The 20,639-nt window shown below is 45.0% G+C and carries 14 protein-coding genes; 8 read left to right on the plus strand and 6 right to left on the minus strand.

The genetic code is table 11. The features are described 5' to 3' along the window. Window positions 1–20: 20 nt before the first annotated feature. Window positions 21–3,782 (minus strand): ATP-dependent RNA helicase HrpA, encoded by a 3,762-nt coding sequence (hrpA, locus tag BM283_RS06685; protein WP_090691200.1) that lies wholly within the window; start codon window positions 3,780–3,782, stop codon window positions 21–23. Between the two features lie 255 nt (window positions 3,783–4,037). Then, window positions 4,038–4,514, minus strand: coding sequence for a hotdog fold thioesterase (locus BM283_RS06690; protein ID WP_090691202.1), 477 nt, complete (start codon window positions 4,512–4,514; stop codon window positions 4,038–4,040). Between the two features lie 201 nt (window positions 4,515–4,715). On the opposite strand from BM283_RS06690, the gene BM283_RS06695 reads away from it, so the two are divergent. The 4 genes from BM283_RS06695 (at window position 4,716) to BM283_RS06710 (ending at window position 10,228) form a co-directional block, all read left to right on the plus strand. Next, window positions 4,716–5,456: a DUF72 domain-containing protein gene (locus BM283_RS06695; protein WP_090691205.1), complete on the plus strand. Its 741-nt coding sequence runs from the start codon at window positions 4,716–4,718 to the stop codon at window positions 5,454–5,456. Between the two features lie 76 nt (window positions 5,457–5,532). Continuing rightward, window positions 5,533–6,696, plus strand: a complete 1,164-nt coding sequence (dinB, locus tag BM283_RS06700; protein ID WP_090691208.1) for a DNA polymerase IV — start codon at window positions 5,533–5,535, stop codon at window positions 6,694–6,696. A 233-nt stretch (window positions 6,697–6,929) separates the two neighbouring features. Then, on the plus strand, window positions 6,930–9,041 hold the full coding sequence (gene ovoA / locus BM283_RS06705; protein ID WP_090691210.1) for a 5-histidylcysteine sulfoxide synthase: 2,112 nt from the start codon (window positions 6,930–6,932) through the stop codon (window positions 9,039–9,041). Next, complete coding sequence (locus BM283_RS06710) at window positions 9,038–10,228, plus strand: MalY/PatB family protein (protein ID WP_090691213.1); 1,191 nt, start codon at window positions 9,038–9,040, stop codon at window positions 10,226–10,228. The genes ovoA and BM283_RS06710 overlap by 4 nt, the downstream gene beginning before the upstream one ends. A gap of 5 nt (window positions 10,229–10,233) precedes the next feature. Here BM283_RS06710 and BM283_RS06715 read toward each other — a convergent pair whose 3' ends face one another. Both BM283_RS06715 and nhaC read right to left on the minus strand, forming a co-directional pair. Then, a complete protein-coding gene (locus tag BM283_RS06715) occupies window positions 10,234–10,632 on the minus strand; it encodes a TIR domain-containing protein (protein WP_090691360.1) in 399 nt (132 codons plus the stop codon). Between the two features lie 91 nt (window positions 10,633–10,723). Continuing rightward, window positions 10,724–12,139: a Na+/H+ antiporter NhaC gene (nhaC, locus tag BM283_RS06720; protein WP_090691216.1), complete on the minus strand. Its 1,416-nt coding sequence runs from the start codon at window positions 12,137–12,139 to the stop codon at window positions 10,724–10,726. Between the two features lie 481 nt (window positions 12,140–12,620). On the opposite strand from nhaC, the gene BM283_RS06725 reads away from it, so the two are divergent. The 4 genes from BM283_RS06725 to pnp all read left to right on the plus strand — a co-directional run bounded on the left by BM283_RS06725 (window position 12,621) and on the right by pnp (window position 17,229). Next, on the plus strand, window positions 12,621–13,028 hold the full coding sequence (locus BM283_RS06725; protein WP_090691219.1) for a response regulator: 408 nt from the start codon (window positions 12,621–12,623) through the stop codon (window positions 13,026–13,028). A 2-nt stretch (window positions 13,029–13,030) separates the two neighbouring features. Then, window positions 13,031–14,479 (plus strand): sensor histidine kinase, encoded by a 1,449-nt coding sequence (locus tag BM283_RS06730; protein WP_090691222.1) that lies wholly within the window; start codon window positions 13,031–13,033, stop codon window positions 14,477–14,479. A gap of 249 nt (window positions 14,480–14,728) precedes the next feature. Further along, window positions 14,729–14,998, plus strand: a complete 270-nt coding sequence (gene rpsO / locus BM283_RS06735; protein WP_090691225.1) for a 30S ribosomal protein S15 — start codon at window positions 14,729–14,731, stop codon at window positions 14,996–14,998. 122 nt (window positions 14,999–15,120) lie between these two features. Continuing rightward, a complete protein-coding gene (gene pnp / locus BM283_RS06740; RefSeq protein ID WP_090691229.1) occupies window positions 15,121–17,229 on the plus strand; it encodes a polyribonucleotide nucleotidyltransferase in 2,109 nt (702 codons plus the stop codon). 383 nt (window positions 17,230–17,612) lie between these two features. On the opposite strand, the gene BM283_RS06745 is transcribed toward pnp, so the two are convergent. Together BM283_RS06745 and BM283_RS06750 are read right to left on the minus strand one after the other, a co-directional pair. Beyond that, entirely contained in the window at window positions 17,613–18,923 is a 1,311-nt protein-coding gene (locus BM283_RS06745) for a DUF3422 family protein (protein ID WP_090691363.1), read from the minus strand. 332 nt (window positions 18,924–19,255) lie between these two features. Further along, entirely contained in the window at window positions 19,256–20,110 is an 855-nt protein-coding gene (locus BM283_RS06750; RefSeq protein WP_090691232.1) for an Hsp33 family molecular chaperone HslO, read from the minus strand. Window positions 20,111–20,639: the final 529 nt, after the last annotated feature.

The raw sequence follows: 20,639 nt of genomic DNA on the forward strand, positions 1-20,639 counted from the left end.
TCAGCTAGTCTTTCTATAATTTACTCGCGCACTGTTTCCCACAACTTCTGCAGGCGTTTGACCGATACTGGATAAGGGGTTTTCAATTCCTGCGCAAACAGCGAGATACGCAACTCTTCGATTTGCCAGCGGAATTCGGTCAGATTGGGGTCGCTAATACCAGCCTTGCGATGTTTTTCCAGGCGCTGCAGGTATTGATTCCATAATGCCGCGATACTAACGGCATGCTGGCCGTCGCGTGAGGGATTGCTGGCGTATTTATCCAGGCGCAAGACCATACCTTTCAAATAGCGTGTCAGATGCGACAGTCGCTCCCAGCTGGTTGCATGTAGAAAGCCAGGATAAATCAGGTGATTGAGTTGATCGGTCAGTTCAGTCTTGAGGCGAGGATTGCTGATCGTGCTGGCAGCGAGGCGTTGTTTCAGTGTCTGGTATTCCTGCGCGATGTCCTGGATGAGTCGGGCGACAGCATCGGTTACGGGACTGAGGCGTAACCGCGCACGCTGTTTCTGGGCGTTAAATTCGCTTTCGCTACGTGGCAGTGGGTCATCACCGATGAAGGCGCGGTCGCTGATGGCAGCGAGCATGTCTCGTTTGAGCGTGTCCGGATCGATCAAGGTGCTCAACTGCATGATCGCCTGTTTATGCCCCGGCAGATTTTTTTCAAGTTGCTTCATTCTGTCTTTAAGCTCGAAGCTCAATAATCGCCGCACCCCTGCCCGCATGTTGCTTACGGCAGCGTCACGGGTATCGAACAGGCGTATGGCGACATGATCGGTCTGATCGATCAGGGCGGGATAGCCTGTAATGTGTTTGCCTGCACGTGTGAAAGTGATTTCTTCGGGCAGATCCCCAAAATCCCAGCGCGTGAGCTGATCGCGCTCAATGCTGATTTGCTCGGCTGTGCCAGACTGGGCAAAGGTCAACTGCGCGGCCTGCCCCAACTGTGCCTGTAATTCTGTGAGATCGCGGCTCATGGTAAGTTCCTGGCCGGCATCATCGATGACTTTGTAATTCATCTGCAAATGCAGCGGTAACGGTTTATCGTCCCAACTGTCCAGCGGCACTTTGATGCCTGTTTGGACTTGGATAAAGCGAGCCAACGCTTCTGACAGCAGCATGGGTTCTGCTGGTTCCTGCTGCTCCAGAAAACGGGTGACATAGTCGGGCACGGGTACCAGATTGCGCCTGATCTGCTTGGGCAGCGATTTGAAATACCAGGTTATTTTTTCCCGTACCAGCCCTGGTACGAGCCAGTCAAACTGTGCCGCAGTAAGCTTGTTGAGAAAAGGCAGCGGTACAGTGATGGTTACGCCATCCAATACGTGCCCTGGCTCAAACCGATAGTTTAAAGGGAAGGCATGGCCATCGATGCTGACCGTTTCTGGGAATTGTACTTCGTTAACACTGCCTGCTGCATGGCGCATCAGGTAATCACGCGTGAGATAAAGCAGATGCGGATTGGTTTGTTCCGCCTGCTTGCGCCATTTTTCAAAAGCTGCTCCACCATAAATATCCGCCGGAATAATGGTATCGTAAAACGCAAAAATTTCCTGCTCATCGACCAGCACATCCTGTCGGCGTGCCTTGTGCTCGAGTTCTTCGATGGTTTCAATCAGCTTGCGGTTGTGCTCGAAGAATGGCGCTTTGGTCACGTATTCCCCTGCGACCAGCGCATTGCGGATAAAGATCTCGTGCGCTTCCTTGGGATTGATCCGGCCATACGCCACGCGCCGTTTCGGCACAATCGTCAGACCATAGAGCGTGACACGCTCATAAGCGGCGACCTGGGCAGGCTGCTTTTCCCAATGAGGGTCAAAATAATGTTTTTTACAGAGCCTGCCAGCGATGTTTTCCAGCCAGGACGGATCGATGGCGGCCACGCAGCGGGCATATAATTTGGCGGTTTCAGTCAGCTCCGCCGCAACGATCCATTTGGGTTTGGCTTTTTTCAGTGATGAGCCCGGAAAAATCGAGAATTTGATGCCGCGCGCGCCGAGGTATTCGCCTTCGCTTTCAGATTTGAAGCCGATATTACCGAGCAGTCCTGCCAGCAAGGCGCGGTGGATTTCGTCATAATTTGCCGGTACCTGATTCGGTTTGAATCCCAGTTCCATCACCAGATTATGCAATTGCCCGTGAATTTCACGCCATTCACGCATGCGGCGATGGGAAATAAAATGCTCCTGACACTGGGCGATCAGTTTTTTGTTGGATTTTTTATGCTTGAGCTGCTCATCAAAAAATTCCCATAGCTTCAAGAAACTCAGAAAATCCGAGCGCTCATCACGAAAAGGTTCATGCGCGCGGTCGGCTGCTTCCTGCTTTTCGAACGGCCGGTCGCGCGGGTCTTGCAGGCTTAGGGCGGAAGCAATGATCAGTATCTCGCTCAGGCAGTTCTCCTGTTTTGCCGCCAAAATCATGCGCGCAATTTTCGGGTCGATTGGAAATTTGGCCAACCGCCAGCCGATCGCAGTCAGCGCATTATTGTCATCGACTGCGCCCAGTTCAGCCAGCAGTTGATAACCATCCGCGATCATGCGTGGTAGCGGTGGCTGGATAAACGGAAAGTTCTCCACATCGCCGATTTTGAGCGATTTCATGCGCAAAATTACAGCCGCGAGCGATGAACGCAGAATTTCCGGGTCCGTAAACTCGGGGCGCGCGCAGTAATCTTCTTCCCCATACAGACGCACGCAGATGCCACTCATCACCCGCCCGCAGCGCCCGGCTCGCTGATTAGCGGAAGCCTGGGAAATCTTTTCGATCAACAGCTGCTCGACTTTATTGCGGTAACTGTAACGGTTAACGCGCGCCAGACCCGTATCGATCACATAACGGATACCCGGCACGGTCAGGGAGGTTTCCGCTACATTGGTAGCCAGTACGATGCGCCGCATGTTACCGGGCTTGAATACGCGTTCCTGTTCGGCAAACGATAAGCGCGCAAACAATGGCAGGATTTCCACCCCTGCCCCGCCACCCGCACGGCTAAAGGCATGTTTGCGCAGGGATTCGGCAGTTTCTCTGATTTCCCGTTCACCCGGCAGAAAGATCAGGGTATCGCCCGGCCCTACCCGCATCAGCTCGTCAACTGCATCGATAATCGCCTGTTGCAAGTCCACCTCTTCCTCATCTTCAGAAGCCAAGGGGCGATAGCGTACTTCCACCGGATACAGCCGGCCGGATACTTCGATCACGGGCGCATTATGAAAATGCCGGGAAAAACGTTCCGCGTCGATAGTGGCAGAAGTCACAATCAGCTTCAGATCAGGCCGTTTTACCAGTATCTGCTTGAGATAACCCAGCAGGAAATCGATATTGAGGCTGCGCTCATGCGCTTCATCGATGATAATGGTGTCATAAGCGCGTAACAGCGGATCACCTTGCGTTTCTGCCAGCAGAATACCGTCTGTCATCAGTTTGATATAAGTATCCTTGCTGACACTGTCGGAAAAACGCACTTTATAACCTACCGCATGACCCAGCGGGCTATTCAGCTCATAAGCAATCCGCATTGCCACCGTGCGGGCGGCGATGCGGCGTGGCTGGGTATGCCCGATCAGCCCGGCTACCCCGCGCCCAAGCTCGAGGCAGATTTTGGGTAACTGGGTGGTCTTGCCTGAACCGGTCTCACCACACACAATGACTACCTGGTTTGCCTCAATAGCGCGTGCGATCTCTTCGCGCTTGCCAACGACGGGCAGCTCTTCTGGATAGGTGGGTTTGGGCAGATTGGCGAGACGTCGATCCAGCTCAGTGACAGCAAGTGGTAATTTCATGAAAAACTTAATGACAGAAACTTAAGGATAGAACGAAAACAAGCATTAAGGGCACCTCGAAAAATTCAGAGTTATAAACAAGACAAGGCGAGAACAAAAAATGTTGACGCAGCATATAACTGATAGGTAAGGAAACATTTTTTGTGAACAGCGAAGAGCAGGCAATCCGCGAAGCGGATGCTCGCAAATATGAATTTTTCGAGGTGCCCTCAACAATCTGCTTGCCGAATTAAAGGATTAGACAGTTAAAAGCCATTACGATTCTCTGCTCACGATCACAGTTTCTTTTTGAGTACTCAATGTACCCTGTTCAATGATCGCCACAGTCAATCTTGAAATCGCTACACGCTTGCCGGTTTCCTCTTCGGTGATATCTGTCTGCCAGACCTGAGTGCGACGACCAATATGCAGCGGGGTACATACCCCGATGACATTGCCTTTGGTGACCGCGCGGATATGATTGGCATTGATATCAAGCCCAACTGCGCGATATTTCTCCGGATCGATCGTCATCCAGGCTGAGACACTGCCCAGCGTTTCTGACAAGACGCAGCTTGCACCACCATGCAAAATTCCAAACGGTTGGGTTGTCCTTTTATCCACCGGCATCTTGGCTGTTAGAAAATCAGGGCCAATTTCGGCAAAACGGATGCCGATATGCGCACCCATATTAGCGTTGCGCAGCCCTTCCAGATAATCGAGTGTGTACTCCTTGAACCAAATCGTGCTCACTAGTTTCCCTTTATTGATGATTGATCGTTTAAAAAATTAAAAGCGTTCTATACCGCAAACTCTGCTAAACAGAATATTATAAAGGCAATGGCCAAATTGACAGGTTACTTTGTGATAGCCATGCTTTTCAGGCTGGCATGATAGTTTTGTTTCTGAGCAGCCTGTTTTACAGCCAAGACAAATCATTCAGGAGCGAGCGATATGATGGAAAGTACTATTTTCATCGGAACATCCGGCTGGTCATACTCTCACTGGCGAGACTTATTCTATCCCCCGGGTTTTTCCCAGAAAGAATGGCTGTGCTATTATGCAAAATACTTTAAAACTGTCGAGATCAATAATTCGTTCTATCAATTACCTGATAAAAAAACATTGCTGCGATGGTATGACATAGTCCCTAAAGACTTTATCTTTACCGTCAAAGCCAGCCGTTACATCACTCACATACAAAGACTGAACGATCCGAAGCAAAGTACTGAGACTTTCCTGGAACGAATACGCATCCTGGAAGATAAACTAGGACCCATTTTGTTCCAACTCCCGCCTCGCTGGCATTTCAATCCCGAGCGCTTGTCTGCTTTTCTGGAGACGCTCAGCAATGACTTCAGATATGTCTTTGAATTTCGCGACCCTAGCTGGCATAACGCACAAACTTATCAACTGCTCTCACTGCACAAGGCAGCCTTCTGCATCTTTGATCTGGATGGCTTTCTTTCACCCAGGGAAATTACTACCGATCTTATTTATGTGCGCCTGCATGGCCCAAACGGTCCTTATGAGGGCAGTTATAGCAAATGTTCTTTATCTGACTGGGCCAATACTTTTGCTAACTGGTCAGCGCGCGGTCATACCGTGTATTGCTATTTCGATAATACCAAGAGCGGTTATGCTGCTGCACAAAATGCGCTAACCTTGCAAACTATGCTGCACAGTACGCAATAATGCAACCGGGGTTAATTCGATTTCCAAAGCAAACCTGACGCGAAGCCGAGCCGCAGACATTAATAACTGATAAACAATGAATTTCTTATCCCGTCGTATCGCTCATCTTGATATGGATGCATTTTTTGCGTCTGTTGAGCTGCTGCGTTATCCGCAATTACGCGGGTTGCCTGTGGTCATTGGCGGGAAATCGGAGCATAAGCCGGTGCGACTGGAAGATGGAAGCCTGCGTTTCTCACGGTTACGTGATTATGCAGGCCGGGGTGTGATCACGACAGCCACCTATGAAGCGCGCGCAGTTGGCGTATTCTCTGCAATGGGCCTAATGAAAGCGGCACAACTTGCTCCCGATGCCATTTTGCTGCCAGTTGACTTTGAGGCGTATCGCCATTATTCACAGCTGTTTAAAACTGCCGTGGCAAGCATTACGCCGCAAATCGAAGATTCCGGCATCGACGAAATTTATATTGACCTCAGCAGTCTGCCAGAGGATAGCTTGACGCTGGCGAAACGTATCAAACAAGCAGTATTCGATGCCACCGGTCTCACCTGCTCAATGGGGATTACGCCCAATAAACTGCTCTCGAAAATGTGCTCCGATTTTGAAAAACCGGATGGCATCACTATTCTGGATCTGTCTGATATTCCGGAACGTATTTGGCCGCTGCCAGTACGTAGAATCAATGGTATTGGCCCCAAAGCAGAAAAGAAACTGGCATTGCTCGGCATTTCGACCATCGCCGAGCTGGCCCAGGTCGAATTAAGTTTGCTTCAGACACACTTTGGTCGCGGCTACGCCACCTGGCTCTCTGAGGTCGCGCATGGTATTGATCATCGTCCAGTCATGACTCGTTCGGAACCTAAATCGATCAGCCGGGAAACTACTTTTGAGCATAACCTTCATCCACGCCATGATCGTACTGCTTTATCGGAAGCACTTACCGCCCTGTGTACACGTGTTGCACAAGATCTGAAACGTAAAGGCTACCTTGGTCGAACCATTAGTATTAAATTGCGCTTCGAAGACTTCCATACTGTCACCCGAGATATCACCTTGTCTACGTTCATTGCCGATCCTATTGCTATCCGCCAGGCTGCGCGGGAATGTCTACGACGTGTACCCCTGGAGAAAAAGCTGCGATTGCTTGGCGTACGGGTCAGTATGCTGTCTTCTACCCACTCGCTGCAGGTAGCGAATGTGTTAACTCAGGGCGAATTGCTCCTTGCATTCCAGGAATAGCCATCATCAAGTCACCCATTCAAATTTTCTGTTAATTCTGTTAATTAAGCGAATTGTATTCCTATTCGTTGTTTATGCCTTTATCATTATGTCAGGGAATAATTGTCGTGTTTCCATTTACTACCGATGGGTACGCTAAATGTGTTATTTCCTTGTTAAATATGACCTATAAAGTTCGAAAGAGTATAATAACCGCTCCAAAAGTTATAAATAAGCAGGTTTGTCAATATCTTATGTCTAAAAAACTTTTTCAGAGAACACCGGTACTTGATGGTAACGACGTTAATGCTAAACGTGAAGAGATACGATCCTATTTTCATACTACGCTGGATTATTACGAGCAACTTTTTGAAACGTTACGCAACAATGAGGCTTATTACGTTAAGCCGATCACGCTGAGGCATCCTCTGATTTTTTATTTGGGACATACTGCTACTTTCTTCACTAATAAGCTGATTCTGGCCGGCTTGATTACTGAGCGAATTAATCCAAAAGTAGAATCAATGTTTGCAGTCGGCGTCGATGAGATGAGCTGGGATGATTTGGATACGACTCATTATGATTGGCCATCGGTAGAAGAAGTGATGACATACCGCCGTACCATGCGCAGTATCGTCGATAAGCTCATCAGTGATACGCCCCTGACTCTGCCGATTAGCTGGGAAAGCCCCTGGTGGACCATTGTAATGGGTATCGAGCATGAGCGTATCCATCTGGAAACCTCTTCGGTATTGATTCGTCAGCATGCACTGCAATATGTTCAACCCCATCCTGCCTGGCAGCCCTGTCGCAAAAGCGGAACGGCTCCGGAGAATCAATTGGTGACTGTGCCGGCTGGCAAGGTGCAGATCGGTAAAAGCAACACCGATCCTGTTTTTGGATGGGACAATGAATATGGCCACCATTCAGCAGAAATCCCGGCATTCCAGGCAAGCCGTTATCTGGTGAGCAACCAGGAATTTCTGGCTTTTGTTGAAGCCAATGGTTATGGCGTAGAGGATCACTGGGAAGAGGAAGGCCGTGGCTGGTTAAAACATACGCGTGCGCAATACCCCACCTTCTGGCTCAAACAAGGCAATGATTGGTATTTCCGCTTGATGACCGAAGAAGTGCCGATGCCCTGGGATTGGCCAGTAGAAGTCAACTATCATGAAGCCAAGGCGTTTTGTAACTGGAAAGCGAAAACCAGCAGCCTACCGATGCGTTTACCCACCGAAGATGAGTGGTACCGGTTGTATGATGTAGCCAAGTTATCCGAGGTACCTCACAATGCCCCAGCCGCTGGCAATATTCATCTCGATTATTATGCTTCGAGTTGCCCCATTAATGAGTTTCCTCAGGGTGAATTCTTCGATATCGTAGGGAACGTTTGGCAATGGACAGAAACACCCACCTACCCATTTGAGGGGTTCGAAGTTCATCCACACTATGATGATTTCACCACGCCTACTTTTGATGACCGGCATAATCTCATCAAAGGCGGCTCCTGGATTGCCTGTGGTAATGAAGCACTGAAGGCATCGCGCTATGCCTTTCGCCGGCATTTCTTTCAACACGCCGGATTTCGCTATGTTGTTACGGATACGCCTGCCTTCCAGCCCAGCTCTCATTATGAGACAGATAAATTGCTGTCCGAGTATGCCGAATTTCATTATGGCGATACGTATTTCGATGTGCCCAATTTCCCGGCTGCTTTGGCTAAACTTGCTATTGCTGCCATGGGCAATCGACCCGCACATAAGGCGCTTGATCTCGGATGCGCCTCAGGGCGAGCCACCTTTGAATTGGCCAAACATTTCAATCATGTGACAGGGGTCGACTTTTCTGCACGTTTTATTAATCAAGGCGTGCAGCTCGTTCAACAAGGGGTGCTGCGTTATACCCTAACCGATGAAGGCGAGCTGGTTTTTTATAAAGAGCGTTCGCTCGCAAACCTGGGGCTGGATGATGTCAAGCATAAGGTTGAGTTCTTTCAAGGGGATGCTTGCAACCTCAAGCCCATTTTGGCTGGCTATGATCTTATCCTGGCAGCTAATCTGATCGATCGTTTATATGATCCGGCCAAATTTCTGGCAAACGTACACAGCCGTGTCAATCCTGGTGGATTGTTGCTGCTTGCCTCCCCTTATACCTGGTTAGAAGAGCACACTAAGCGGGAAGCATGGATCGGTGGATTTAAGCGGGATGGGGAGAGTTTCACTACGTTGGATGGTTTAAAAGAAATACTGGGCAGTCATTTCAGACTGATTCAAGGTCCACAGGAAGTTCCCTTCGTCATCCGTGAAACTAAACGTAAATTTCAGCATACGTTATCAGAAGTAACGATTTGGGAGAAAATCGCGTGAGTGATTTATTCGACCGCGATATCAAACGGATCGGAACGAATAGCACTAAGTTTGATGGACGTCTGAGTACCTTCGGCAATGCCAATGTGATGCCGTTGTGGGTGGCCGATATGGATTTCGCTGCCCCTGCCGAAATCACGCATGCTCTGATCGGACGGGCTACCCATCCCATCTACGGGTATACGCTGATCCCGGAGAGTCTCTACCAGTCGCTCATCGACTGGTTATGGCTGCGCTATCAGTGGAAGGTAGAGCGTGAGTGGATTATTCTCAGCCCTGGCGTAGTACCCTCGATAACGACGGCGATTATGACGCTCACTCAAACAGGTGAGCAAGTCATCATACAGCCACCGGTGTATTTTCCCTTTTTTTCGGCAGTCACCAAAACAGATAGACAATTGATACTCAATCCTTTGCATCTGGCGAAGGGTCGATACACGATCGATTTCGATCAACTGGAGCAGATCGGTGCTAATGCGCGCATGCTGCTATTCTGCTCTCCCCACAATCCTGTGGGAAGAGTGTGGAGCAAATCTGAGTTAACGCAGCTTATTGAAATGGCTGCCAGACATAACTGGGTGATTATTTCGGATGAAATTCATGCTGATCTGGTTTATCCAGAAAACCCGCATCGCCCCCTCGCAAGTCTGACTGGAAATCCAGAAAATATCATTACGGCTGTTGCACCGAGCAAGACCTTCAATATTCCGGGACTTCATCTGTCTGCCCTGATCGTACCGAATAAAATACATCGTACTGCGATCACGCATTTTTTTGACATGATGCATATCAGTGCGGCTAATCCCTTCAGCATGGTGGCATTTGAAACGGCTTATCGGAGCGGAACCACCTGGCTGAATGAATTGATGCTGTATCTAAAAAATACACGCGATCAGGTTGACGGCTACCTGGCCGAACATCTGCCAGACATTCAATTAATTAAACCTGAAGGAACCTATTTACTTTGGCTGGATTGCCGCGCCCTGAATATGAACGATAAGCAGCTTAAGCATTTTTTTGTGCATGAAGCTGAAGTCGGATTAAGTCCTGGCGCTTTATTTGGGAAAAACGGCAGCGGTTTCATGCGCATGAATATTGGCACGCCCCGCCACAATATTATGATAGCACTTGAAAATATTAGAAAAGCTTACAAGCGGGTAAAAATAAGATCAGGAAGAATATTATAAAACGACTATCGTTGTAATTTACCAAGAAACATGGCGATATTGGAACTGTTCCATGGCAGGATATCTTCGTCTTTCAAAAGATCAGGAAATTTCCTGGCGGGCATGTCACAGGCTTCCTCATCGCCAATCAGCATTACCTTCATTTTGGCTTCAAAAGCACAACGCAGTTCCCATAATTGTCCATCAGCCCGAATGGTGTTGGGGGTGATGAGACCAATTGCTCCATTACACCCTCTAACTTTTTCCCGGCATTCCTCTTTCCATGCGCTCTCCCATGATCTCTTTTCGGGCATGAAGACACATGTGATTTCAGGACTCTCTTCCTTTATCTGCTCTATAAGCTTATCTCTAAGCTCAGCATCCTTGAGTGCAAAGCTGACGAAAAGCTGATTCGTTGGTTCCATTTTGCTCCTCCCTGATTTGTTTTCAGCACGGGATATCCATCTATCCCTTTTAGATTCTTTCTTAACTGGACGGAATATAGCATTGAGCCAATTAAGCGTCAACGCGCAGGCGTTGCAGTAATCCTATACCCAGGCTCGCCATTATCACAGAAACAATAGGATTAAGCACATTCAAGAAAGCATAAGGCGCATACTCTAATACTGAAATACCGAGTGTTGCTGCATAAAAAGCGCCTGCCGTAGTCCATGGAATCAACGCTGTTGTCATCGTGGCCCCTTCTTCTACCGAGCGAGAAAGCATCGCACTATCCAGTTGGGCTTTATGATAAGCGTCCTTAAATAATTGACAATTCAGAATGATCGAAATATACGCTTCCCCCATTCCTATATTGCTGATAAATCCAGACACTATCGTCGTGACAATGAGCGTGCGCACATGCTTAATACGGAAAATTACATATTCAAGAATAACGGAAAGAAATTTTGCGTGGTGCAAGATACTGCCCAACGCCAACGCCATAATCGATAACAACAAGGTCCAGGCCATGCTATAAATGCCCCCACGACCAAGCAAGGAATCGATATGGTCTATGCCTGTGCTACCAGGCTGATTGAGCCAGAGCGCGTTCAATACCTCGATGAAGTTTCTTTCTTGATAAAAAATGGCAATCACCATGGCCAGTACGATACTGCATGACATGCTTATTGCCGCAGAATAATTTTTAATGCTCATGCCGAACATGCACAACAACGGTAACGACGTGACCCATAGATTTAATTGGAATGTGCTTGCTAGCACAGTTTGAATCGCTGTTATCTCCTCTGCAGGCAATGCATAGTCTTCATATTGAAGCCCTACAAAGATAAATAGGATAAGCGTCAGTATAAAGGCTGGGATGGTGGTATACAGCATGGCATAAATGTGGCGATAGAGGTTGGTGCCGGCGCTGATAGCGGCGAGATTCGTTGTATCTGACATAGGTGATAATTTGTCACCAAAGGTTGCGCCTGACACAATCATGCCCGCTACGATAGCCAGCGGAATACCGATCGCCTCTGCAATACTGATGAGTACCACCCCTATCGTTCCTACCGTTCCCCAGGAAGTGCCCGTTGCCAGTGACATGAGACTACATAAAATTAATCCGGTTGCAAGAAATACTGTAGGGTTGAGTAATTCCAGCCCATAATACAGAAGACTGGCAATTGTGCCACTGTGCATAAAACTTGCGATGATCATTCCAACCAGGATAAAAATATAAATAGCAGGCAGCGCATGACTGATACCCGTATTCATCATATGCTGTATATCAGTGAAAGTATGACCCAGCATAGCTGAATGGATACCTACCCATAGCAAGCATATGAAAATGATGGTATGAATATGGATCTCCAGCACAAAGAGTCCCAGCGAGATCATTAAAAACACACCAAGCAAACAAATAATCGCTTGGAGAATAGAGGGTTCTCTGCGATCTTCTTGTTTAAGAGAATTAGTCTGTGTCATTTTTGTTCAGTTATTGATCAATCTAATCAGTTCTTGTGTGCTGCAGCTTGTATCTTAAGCATGATTCGCATCACCACTGATTTTAAAACAGAGAAGTTAAAGGTGAAATTTGCCAGTCAAGCTATATCCATTTGAATAGTAGTCATGCAGTTCATCCAGGCACACGCTATCAAACAACTATGTAAAAGCTTTTAAATACTCATGACCTCTCAATATTTAATTCTAATCTGTCTGTTCAAAAAATAATCAATTTCCTGCTACGCAAATATACTCATATACTCATCAAAATTTCTTGCGCGCTGAGAACAGCAAGGTGTAGTATTTTTTTTCTTGTAAATTTAAGAAGAATGAGGAAAACCACTTGTTTTTTCGTGAATAGCTTAATAGAAACTATGCTATTAATAGCTACTTTCAAGTTGAATCTTATCACTTAAGGATCTGTTGACATTAGCTGCTCTTTAATTGAATAAAGGAGATGGATATGACACAAAGAATTGCCCACGTTGATGATGATCCTGATATTCGAGATACTGTTCGTCAAATCCTAAAAAAGCACGGCTATGAGGTCGACAGCTATCACACAGCGAATGATTTTCTCAACTCATTGAATGATCCTGCTGTAATTCCTGATTTAGCTATTCTTGATGTTATGGTCGAATCAATGGATGCAGGCTTGAATACCTATGTAGAATTGCACAACCGTTTCCCTAAAATGCAGGCAATTTTTATGACTTCACTCGGTGATATGATTTTGCCTTATTTCGAAAATAAGTCACAAGAATGGATCTGTATCATTGAAAAGCCTATTGAACCCTCCGTTTTGTTGTCAATCGTCCGTGAGCGTCTGAAGACAGCCAAGCCCGAAATGAGTACTTCTCAGGATGGTTAAGCATGGCTACTGCCGATTTCTCCTGGAGCACGCCTAAACAGCAATTTAACCTGGACGGGAAAAAAGAAGGTGAACAAAAATTAAGTGATGAAATATTAAGAGATAACATTCGCTGGTTTATCATTTTTCGATGGGCTGTCATTGGTGCACTGATTCTTTTTCAGATCGTAGCTCTAATAGCATCTGAGGAGCTCACTCAACTGGGAATCAGAGAACAACAAGTTTGGCCGCTTGCAATTACCGTTATTTTGAGTGCCGCCAATTTTGCCTATATTTATGCATTGGATTTTTGCCAGCCTTTAAAATACAACTCACCTTCAATCAACATTTGGCTGCAGATCATTGTTGATTTATTATGTTTATCGATAGTTGTGCATTATGTTGGCAGTACCGCAACGCCTGCTCCCTTCTTCTATATCCTCCATATTGCCTTAGCATGTATCTTTTTCTCGGCGCTGGAAAGCTTATTTGTTGCAATCATAGTTTCCGCGATGTACACGATTGTTTTACTCGTTGAAAATGAAATGTTCTATCAAGTATCACAATCAATTCTTATAGATCCACGCTTTTCGAATGAAAGCTTACAAAAAGGTAGAGTTCTAGTATGGATGATTGCACTCGATACTTTATTTTTTATTGTATGGTATGTTGTCTCACGCCTTACACTGGTTGTTCGAAAGCATGAGCAATATCTCCGGGATGCCTATGATCAAATCAATCAAGCCCAAATTGCAAAAGATCAGTACGCTATGCTGGTGACACATCAACTTAAGGCACCGCTTGATGCTATCCGTAGCAAAATTAATCTGGTCAAAGAGGGATATTGTGGAGAGGTGTCGCGTGAAATTGAAGATGTGCTAACCAGAATTGATAAACGTGGACATAATATGTCAAATTTAATCCTGGATGTACTCAGGCTTGAAAGACTGAAAACCGCCGGACGAAATACCAATGCAATGGGATACGTTGATATTTCAGCAACTATTAATAAGTGCATTGATAAATTAGAACCAGTAGCAAATGCAAGAAATATTAAAATAAAGTTATCGATGCAAAATTTTTTTGCCTTTGGTATTCCAGATCAGATAGAAATATTATTTGAAAACATCATTGCCAATGCAATCACTTATTCTTATGACAATGCAGAAATTGATATTACCTCTATCATTGAACTGTCAGGTAACTTAGCAATTGTAACCATTGCTGATCATGGAATTGGCATCGAAGCAAAGGACTTGCCGAATATTTTTGACGAGTATTTTTATTCTCCAAGAGCGGTGATGCATAATCAGTCGTCTAGCGGCATTGGCCTATCCCTTGTCAAAATTGCCGCAGCTAACAATAATCTACAACTTAAAGTTGCCAGTGAACCGGGCTTGGGGACAGCATTTTCTGCCATTTTCCCGAATATACAATTTATAAAGGAGAATCATAATGAGCTTACATATTGATGTTTTATACCAAAGAAAAGTAGACTAAGCGGAAAAAAAAGGTAAAAGGATATTGATGGATTTTAGAAGCTGACTAGTCTGAATTCTATCAGAATAGTATTTTATGCAAATTATCGAGAAGGTTAAAATCTCTCCAGCGGTATCACAATACCCAACACTTTGTAAGTTTTGGACAAATAACCTATTAAAAGGTAAAATTCTGGATTCTTGAAATAGGCTAATTAACAAAAACTGGAGAAAATTAATTATATGACAGTTACAACCGAGCAAAAAGCCCAGGTGGTGCGTGATTATCAAAGAGCCGCAGGTGATACGGGATCTCCTGAAGTACAGGTGGCACTTTTGACTACTCGTATTAATGATTTGATCAATCACTTCAAAACACATGTTAAGGATCATCATTCTCGCCGCGGCTTACTTAAAATGGTCAGTCATCGACGTAAACTACTGGATTATTTAAAAAAGAAGAGCAACGATCGTTATCTTGCGCTAATTGAGCGCCTTGGTTTACGCAAATAATTAATTTATTAGCTTTCTTCCCTAATTAAGTAATCGTTTAATTAAACAATAAAAATGGGTTATCAAGTAGGGAAACAGCCAATCAAACAAGGATGATTACATCAATAAAGAAGGATTGCTAATTGGAACTAGTAAAGAAGAGTATTACCTACGGTCGCCATAGACTTACTTTGGAAACCGGGGAAATTGCGAGACAAGCTCATGGTTCAGTGATAGTTTCGCTGGATGATACAGTCGTATTGGTGACTGTCGTCGGAGATAAAAATATCAAACCAGGGCAAGATTTCTTTCCCTTGACCGTTGATTATCAAGAAAGATTCTATGCTGCAGGTCGTATTCCCGGAAGTTTCTTTAAACGTGAGGGGCGCCCTTCCGAGAAAGAAACCCTTACTTCAAGATTGATCGATCGTCCTATTCGGCCATTATTTCCTGCAGGCTTTTATAATGAAGTACAAGTGGTTGCAACCGTTTTATCAGCTGAAGTTGAAGTGGATGCTGACATTGCAGCCATGATTGGTGCTTCTGCTGCGCTAGTACTTTCGGGGATTCCCTTTGATGGTCCTATTGGGGCCGCCCGTGTTGGTTATATCAATAATGAATACGTACTCAATCCAACTACCACCGAATTAAAAGAAGCTCAGCTTAACTTGGTTGTTGCTGGAACACAGCAAGCGGTTTTAATGGTTGAATCAGAAGCAATGGAATTATCTGAAGAGATCATGCTAGGCGCCGTTACGTTTGGTCATGAGCAAATGCAAGCAGTCATTAATGCTATTAATGAGTTTGTTGATGAAGCTGGCGTTACTGCATGGGATTGGAAACCAGCTGAAAATGATCCGGTATTAATTGAAAGAATTTCACAATTGGCAGAAGCAGATTTGCGTAATGCTTTTCAATTAAAACAAAAGCAAATTAGAAACGAAGCCATTAAAGAAATTTGGCAACGTGTCTACACAGAATTAGGTGTCGGTGCTGAAGAAGGTCCTGATGAGCAGTCCGTCAAAGAAATCGGCTTTGAACTCGAAGCTCGCATTGTTCGTAGTCAGATTCTTGATGGAGAAGCCCGTATAGATGGACGTGGCACAAGAACTGTGCGCCCTATCTCGATACGCCATGGTGTACTTCCACGAACACATGGCTCAGCATTATTTACACGAGGTGAGACACAAGCGCTGGCCGTGGCCACATTAGGAACCGCACGCGATGAGCAGAAATTTGATACCCTACAGGGAGATTATACCGAACGCTTCATGCTTCATTACAATATGCCTCCTTTTGCTACCGGAGAAATTGGGCGTGTCGGTACGCCAAAGCGACGCGAAATAGGCCATGGTCGTCTCGCAAAACGTGCATTGGAAGCAGTGCTTCCTCCACCTGAAGAATTTGGTTATTCGTTAAGAGTCGTTTCGGAAGTGATGGAATCCAATGGCTCCAGCTCTATGGCTTCGGTTTGTGCAGGTTGTCTTGCATTGATGGATGCAGGCGTTCCCTTAAAAGCGCATGTGGCAGGTATTGCCATGGGACTGATTAAGGAAGGGAATCGCTTTGCTGTGCTTACCGATATTCTTGGTGATGAAGATCACTTGGGCGATATGGATTTCAAAGTGGCAGGTACTGAGAAGGGTATTACTGCACTGCAAATGGACATAAAAATTCAAGGGATTACCAAAGAGATTATGCAGGTAGCCTTGCTACAGGCTAAAGAAGGTCGGTTGCATATCCTGGATATCATGAAGAACGCTCTTCCCGCTACCCGGGAAAATATTTCGACTCACGCTCCGCGCATTATCAAGTTTAAGATTAATCCGGAGAAAATTCGTGATGTGATCGGTAAAGGGGGCGCCGTCATCCGTGCGCTCACTGAAGAAACCAATACGACCATAGATATCAGTGATGACGGTACAGTTACGGTTGCCTGCATCAATAGTGAGGGTGGGGAGCTTGCAAAGAAACGTATCGAGGATATTACCGCAGAAGTAGAAGTAGGTAAGATATATACAGGCGTAGTATTAAAATTGCTCGATTTTGGCGCAATTGTGAGTATATTGCCTGGCAAAGACGGCTTGCTGCATATTTCTCAAATTGCTCATGAGCGTGTTGAAGACGTAGCCACTCATCTTAAAGAAGGACAAACTGTGCGAGTAAAAGTCCTGGAGGCTGATGAAAAAGGTCGGCTCCGTTTAAGCATGAAAGCGGTTACTGAGGTCGAAACAGAGAGCGTACCTTCCTAATACAATATTAGTCTTATTCTAATGTAACTCCAAATTTGCCAAAGTAAGCGTTACCATATTTGAAGTAAATATAAGATAACGCTTACTTTGTGTCTTCGATTATTCAAATTTTCCAGGCATTTCCTACTCTTTGTCATCCGCCTGCTCTTAAAATAAATACCAATAAAGCAGCCACAGGAGTGAGGTGGCAAATATAAAATGCTTTAATTTCCTGGGTTCATTAATTGATGACTCGTTCTGCTGCGGATGACGTTGCTTTGTAAATAGGTAATTTAACCGCATTCCAATTTCTTGGAATGAAACAACTATCCGACTTCATTGCGTGATGCCCTGCACATGGAATAAAAATATACACACCTCCCCTCCAACTCAGAAATCCAGGATTATTTATTTTTCACCCGTCGGCGCAGACGCCTTACTCCGAAATAAACGATCGTGAGTATTACTGGAATTGCAATCCCAGTGATTAATTCTACATTGATAGGATATCCTGCAGCTTTCGCTGCCTTAAGCCCATAGCCTACTATACCAAGCAAATAGTAACTCAGTACGACCACTGATAATCCTTCCACGGTTTCTTGCAAGCGCAATTGTAAACGTGCACGATTATCCATAGATTTCAATAAATCACGGATTTGTGATTCCGTGGAAATATCGACGCGTGTACGCAGCATGGATGAAGCGCGTGTTACCCGTAAAGAAAGCGTCTCCAAATGTGAGCGAACGATATCGAAAGTTCCCATTGTCGAAGTTACACGCTGTTTTCTAAACTCATAAAGCATCTGCAGCCCTTCGATACGCTCCTCTCTCAATTCAGCAATACGTTGCTGCATGATAGCGTAATACGTCTGCGATGCACTAAATCGATGGCTAGTCTGGGCAGAGATTTTCTCGATTTCGGAGGTTAATCTTGTCAATTCCCCTAGAAGACGCTGCTCATCTTCAATTCCGGGCAAATCATTACTAGTAATCAGCTCTGATAAGCGATCATCGTAACGCTCCAACTGAGGAACTATCCTACGCATGAGTGTCAATGGCAGTATAGTGAGCATACGATACGTCTCAATTTCCAGCAAACGTTGCACCAGCCTTCCAACCTGACGGCTTCGGAGATTATCATCATGGATCAAGATTCGGCTAAAACCATCTGCATGAATTTGATTGTCGCTCCAAACACTGGCGCTGCCTCCTGATACTTTGGAACCAATCACGGTATTGGATGCAAATAGACTGGCTAGCTCACTTAGACTACGGCTAGGACGAGATCGATCATCCAGTGCAATATGCGTCGCAACCAACACTTCACCGGGCAGGCTGGCTAACCAATCTGGTGGTACAGAGGTAATGGCTGGTCTAGCAAAAGGAATATCGAACGAACCTTTACAATAAACTGTATAGGTAGAATATTCGGTATGGCGTTCCCAACGTAAACGAAAATCTCCAAAGTCGGCACTGAACTGATCAAAGTGAGCATTAGGCGGCAAAATATCGTTACGATGACAAAGTTGAACCAATAATTGGCGCTCCTGATCGACCCATTGCCGATCAGACAAAAGTACCAAATGAGAGAGTTGAGCAGGAATACTCACCAACTCATAAACATCCGCATTAAGCTCAGCATGAAGATCGTGTCGTTCTGAATATTCCGGAAGACCTAAGGGGTGCTTACCAAGCAAAGCGTGTTTATTAGTCATTGTTTGTGAAGCCAAAGGAGAAAAATCCATATTGCTTAGCATTCCTGAAATTTATGAATATTTAAAACAAAGATTACCATATATTGATTAAAGCGATATTTCAGTATCTTCTGTTAGTTAAAAGAATTTTCTAGTGGATAATTCTGAATTAACTATCAGAGTTTAATAACAAGTGGGATGAATCGAGTTGGAGTTTATACCTGATAAATAATTAATTTTCTGTCTGTTCTTAACACCACAACTGCAAGGCAGATAGTTTTTAAATGGTTTTTTTAGACCATACCAGCAGTGTAACTCATGCCGTTTATAATATATTCGCAGAACATGATCTCTCAATGTATTGTCGGCCCGGCTTCACGAAAGATGGCGTCTATAGCTAGCGCGTCAAAACGGTATTCGCGATTGCAGATGTCGTCATGTATGACAACTTCGCCACATTCCTGCAAAATAGCATTAACTTCTGCACGGCCTAAAGACTGCAGCATATTATAGATTTTGGCTGGATCTTCGTGACAGCCGTAGCTGACCTTCTGAGCTTCAAAAATGCGGATGGCTTCTTCCGTAAACAAGCGAGTAAGAATTTCTTCAGCAGTTAATCTGAACATAGGCTGGTCTTGCACCGTTGCGGCAAGTGCTTCTATACGAGTCCATCCATCTGGATCCTGTTGATCGGCGGTGGGAAGCTTCTGCAGCAGGATGCCGAAAATGGCATTATCTGATGTCGTCAGGAATAAACGTGAAGGAAGCTGTTCAGACTGCTTGAAATAGTGCTCAAAGACTTCGGCAATCGTGTCACCATCAAGTGGCACAATGCTCTGGTAAGCCTCGCGCATGGACAACATGTCCAAGGTCAGCACTAGCTGACCATCCCCCAGTAAATCAGGTACTGGTAACATTCCTACCTGAGGTACATGTTTAGCCATCCCGCGCAAATGAAGACTTTCATCGCAGTCGATAACTAACATAGGAACCGGACCATCACCTTTTAGCTGCACGGTTAGGCGTCCAAGTTGCTTGAGATTATTACTCAGTAAAAGCGTAGTAGCACTCATATCTCCAAGTAGCTGGACGACGGATGCCGGATAATTCCGATCTTGTAGCATTTGCTGCCATACGCTATCAAGATGCACCACTGCACCCCGTATATCCAGATTCTCTAATAGAAAACGTTGTACGTAGTTGTTCATTTTAATGATTCCTTTGCAATGCTATTTAAATCTGTAAAGTTGCTAATTTACGATATCACTTAATCAGATAAATATCTGTTTATGTTTTTTGTGGATAAGTTTGTGAGTAATTTGTAAATATTGATACCAAGATAGTTATCCGTAATAATATTTACTCATTGGATTAAGATTTAAATATATGTTTTTAATAAATTAATTATAATTATATTATATGCTGAGGCGAATTTAATTGAAGTGGTGAGTATTGTTTAAAAAATTGTGAATTATTTCTTAATGTCAATATTATTTTAGAAGCCAACTAGAGAATTTCATGTGCTAAATATTAGGAATACTAATCCTGCTTTAAATAAAATTGAGTAACTGCTCATGGTTATATTGAATTATAGGACAAACTTGTAGTAAAGCTTTACCTGGCTAGCTCAATAGGGATGAAGAGAGATAACATTAATCCAACATACCAACAAATAAATAGAGGCAATATAGGCCCTCTGCTCAAGTAAGTTTGACTTGACTTTTTTTTCTTAAATTC

This window comes from Nitrosomonas sp. Nm34 (assembly GCF_900113925.1).
GTDB lineage: Bacteria > Pseudomonadota > Gammaproteobacteria > Burkholderiales > Nitrosomonadaceae > Nitrosomonas.

Excerpts from the sequence above, each read along its gene's own strand:
- hrpA (WP_090691200.1), bottom strand. The coding sequence starts at position 3,782 with ATGAAATTACCACTTGCTGTCACTGAGCTGGATCGACGTCTCGCCAAT.
- BM283_RS06695 (WP_090691205.1), top strand. The coding sequence starts at position 4,716 with ATGATGGAAAGTACTATTTTCATCGGAACATCCGGCTGGTCATACTCT.
- dinB (WP_090691208.1), top strand. The coding sequence starts at position 5,533 with ATGAATTTCTTATCCCGTCGTATCGCTCATCTTGATATGGATGCATTT.
- ovoA (WP_090691210.1), top strand. The coding sequence starts at position 6,930 with ATGTCTAAAAAACTTTTTCAGAGAACACCGGTACTTGATGGTAACGAC.
- BM283_RS06715 (WP_090691360.1), bottom strand. The coding sequence starts at position 10,632 with ATGGAACCAACGAATCAGCTTTTCGTCAGCTTTGCACTCAAGGATGCT.
- nhaC (WP_090691216.1), bottom strand. The coding sequence starts at position 12,139 with ATGACACAGACTAATTCTCTTAAACAAGAAGATCGCAGAGAACCCTCT.
- BM283_RS06725 (WP_090691219.1), top strand. The coding sequence starts at position 12,621 with ATGACACAAAGAATTGCCCACGTTGATGATGATCCTGATATTCGAGAT.
- BM283_RS06730 (WP_090691222.1), top strand. The coding sequence starts at position 13,031 with ATGGCTACTGCCGATTTCTCCTGGAGCACGCCTAAACAGCAATTTAAC.
- rpsO (WP_090691225.1), top strand. The coding sequence starts at position 14,729 with ATGACAGTTACAACCGAGCAAAAAGCCCAGGTGGTGCGTGATTATCAA.
- BM283_RS06745 (WP_090691363.1), bottom strand. The coding sequence starts at position 18,923 with ATGACTAATAAACACGCTTTGCTTGGTAAGCACCCCTTAGGTCTTCCG.
- BM283_RS06750 (WP_090691232.1), bottom strand. The coding sequence starts at position 20,110 with ATGAACAACTACGTACAACGTTTTCTATTAGAGAATCTGGATATACGG.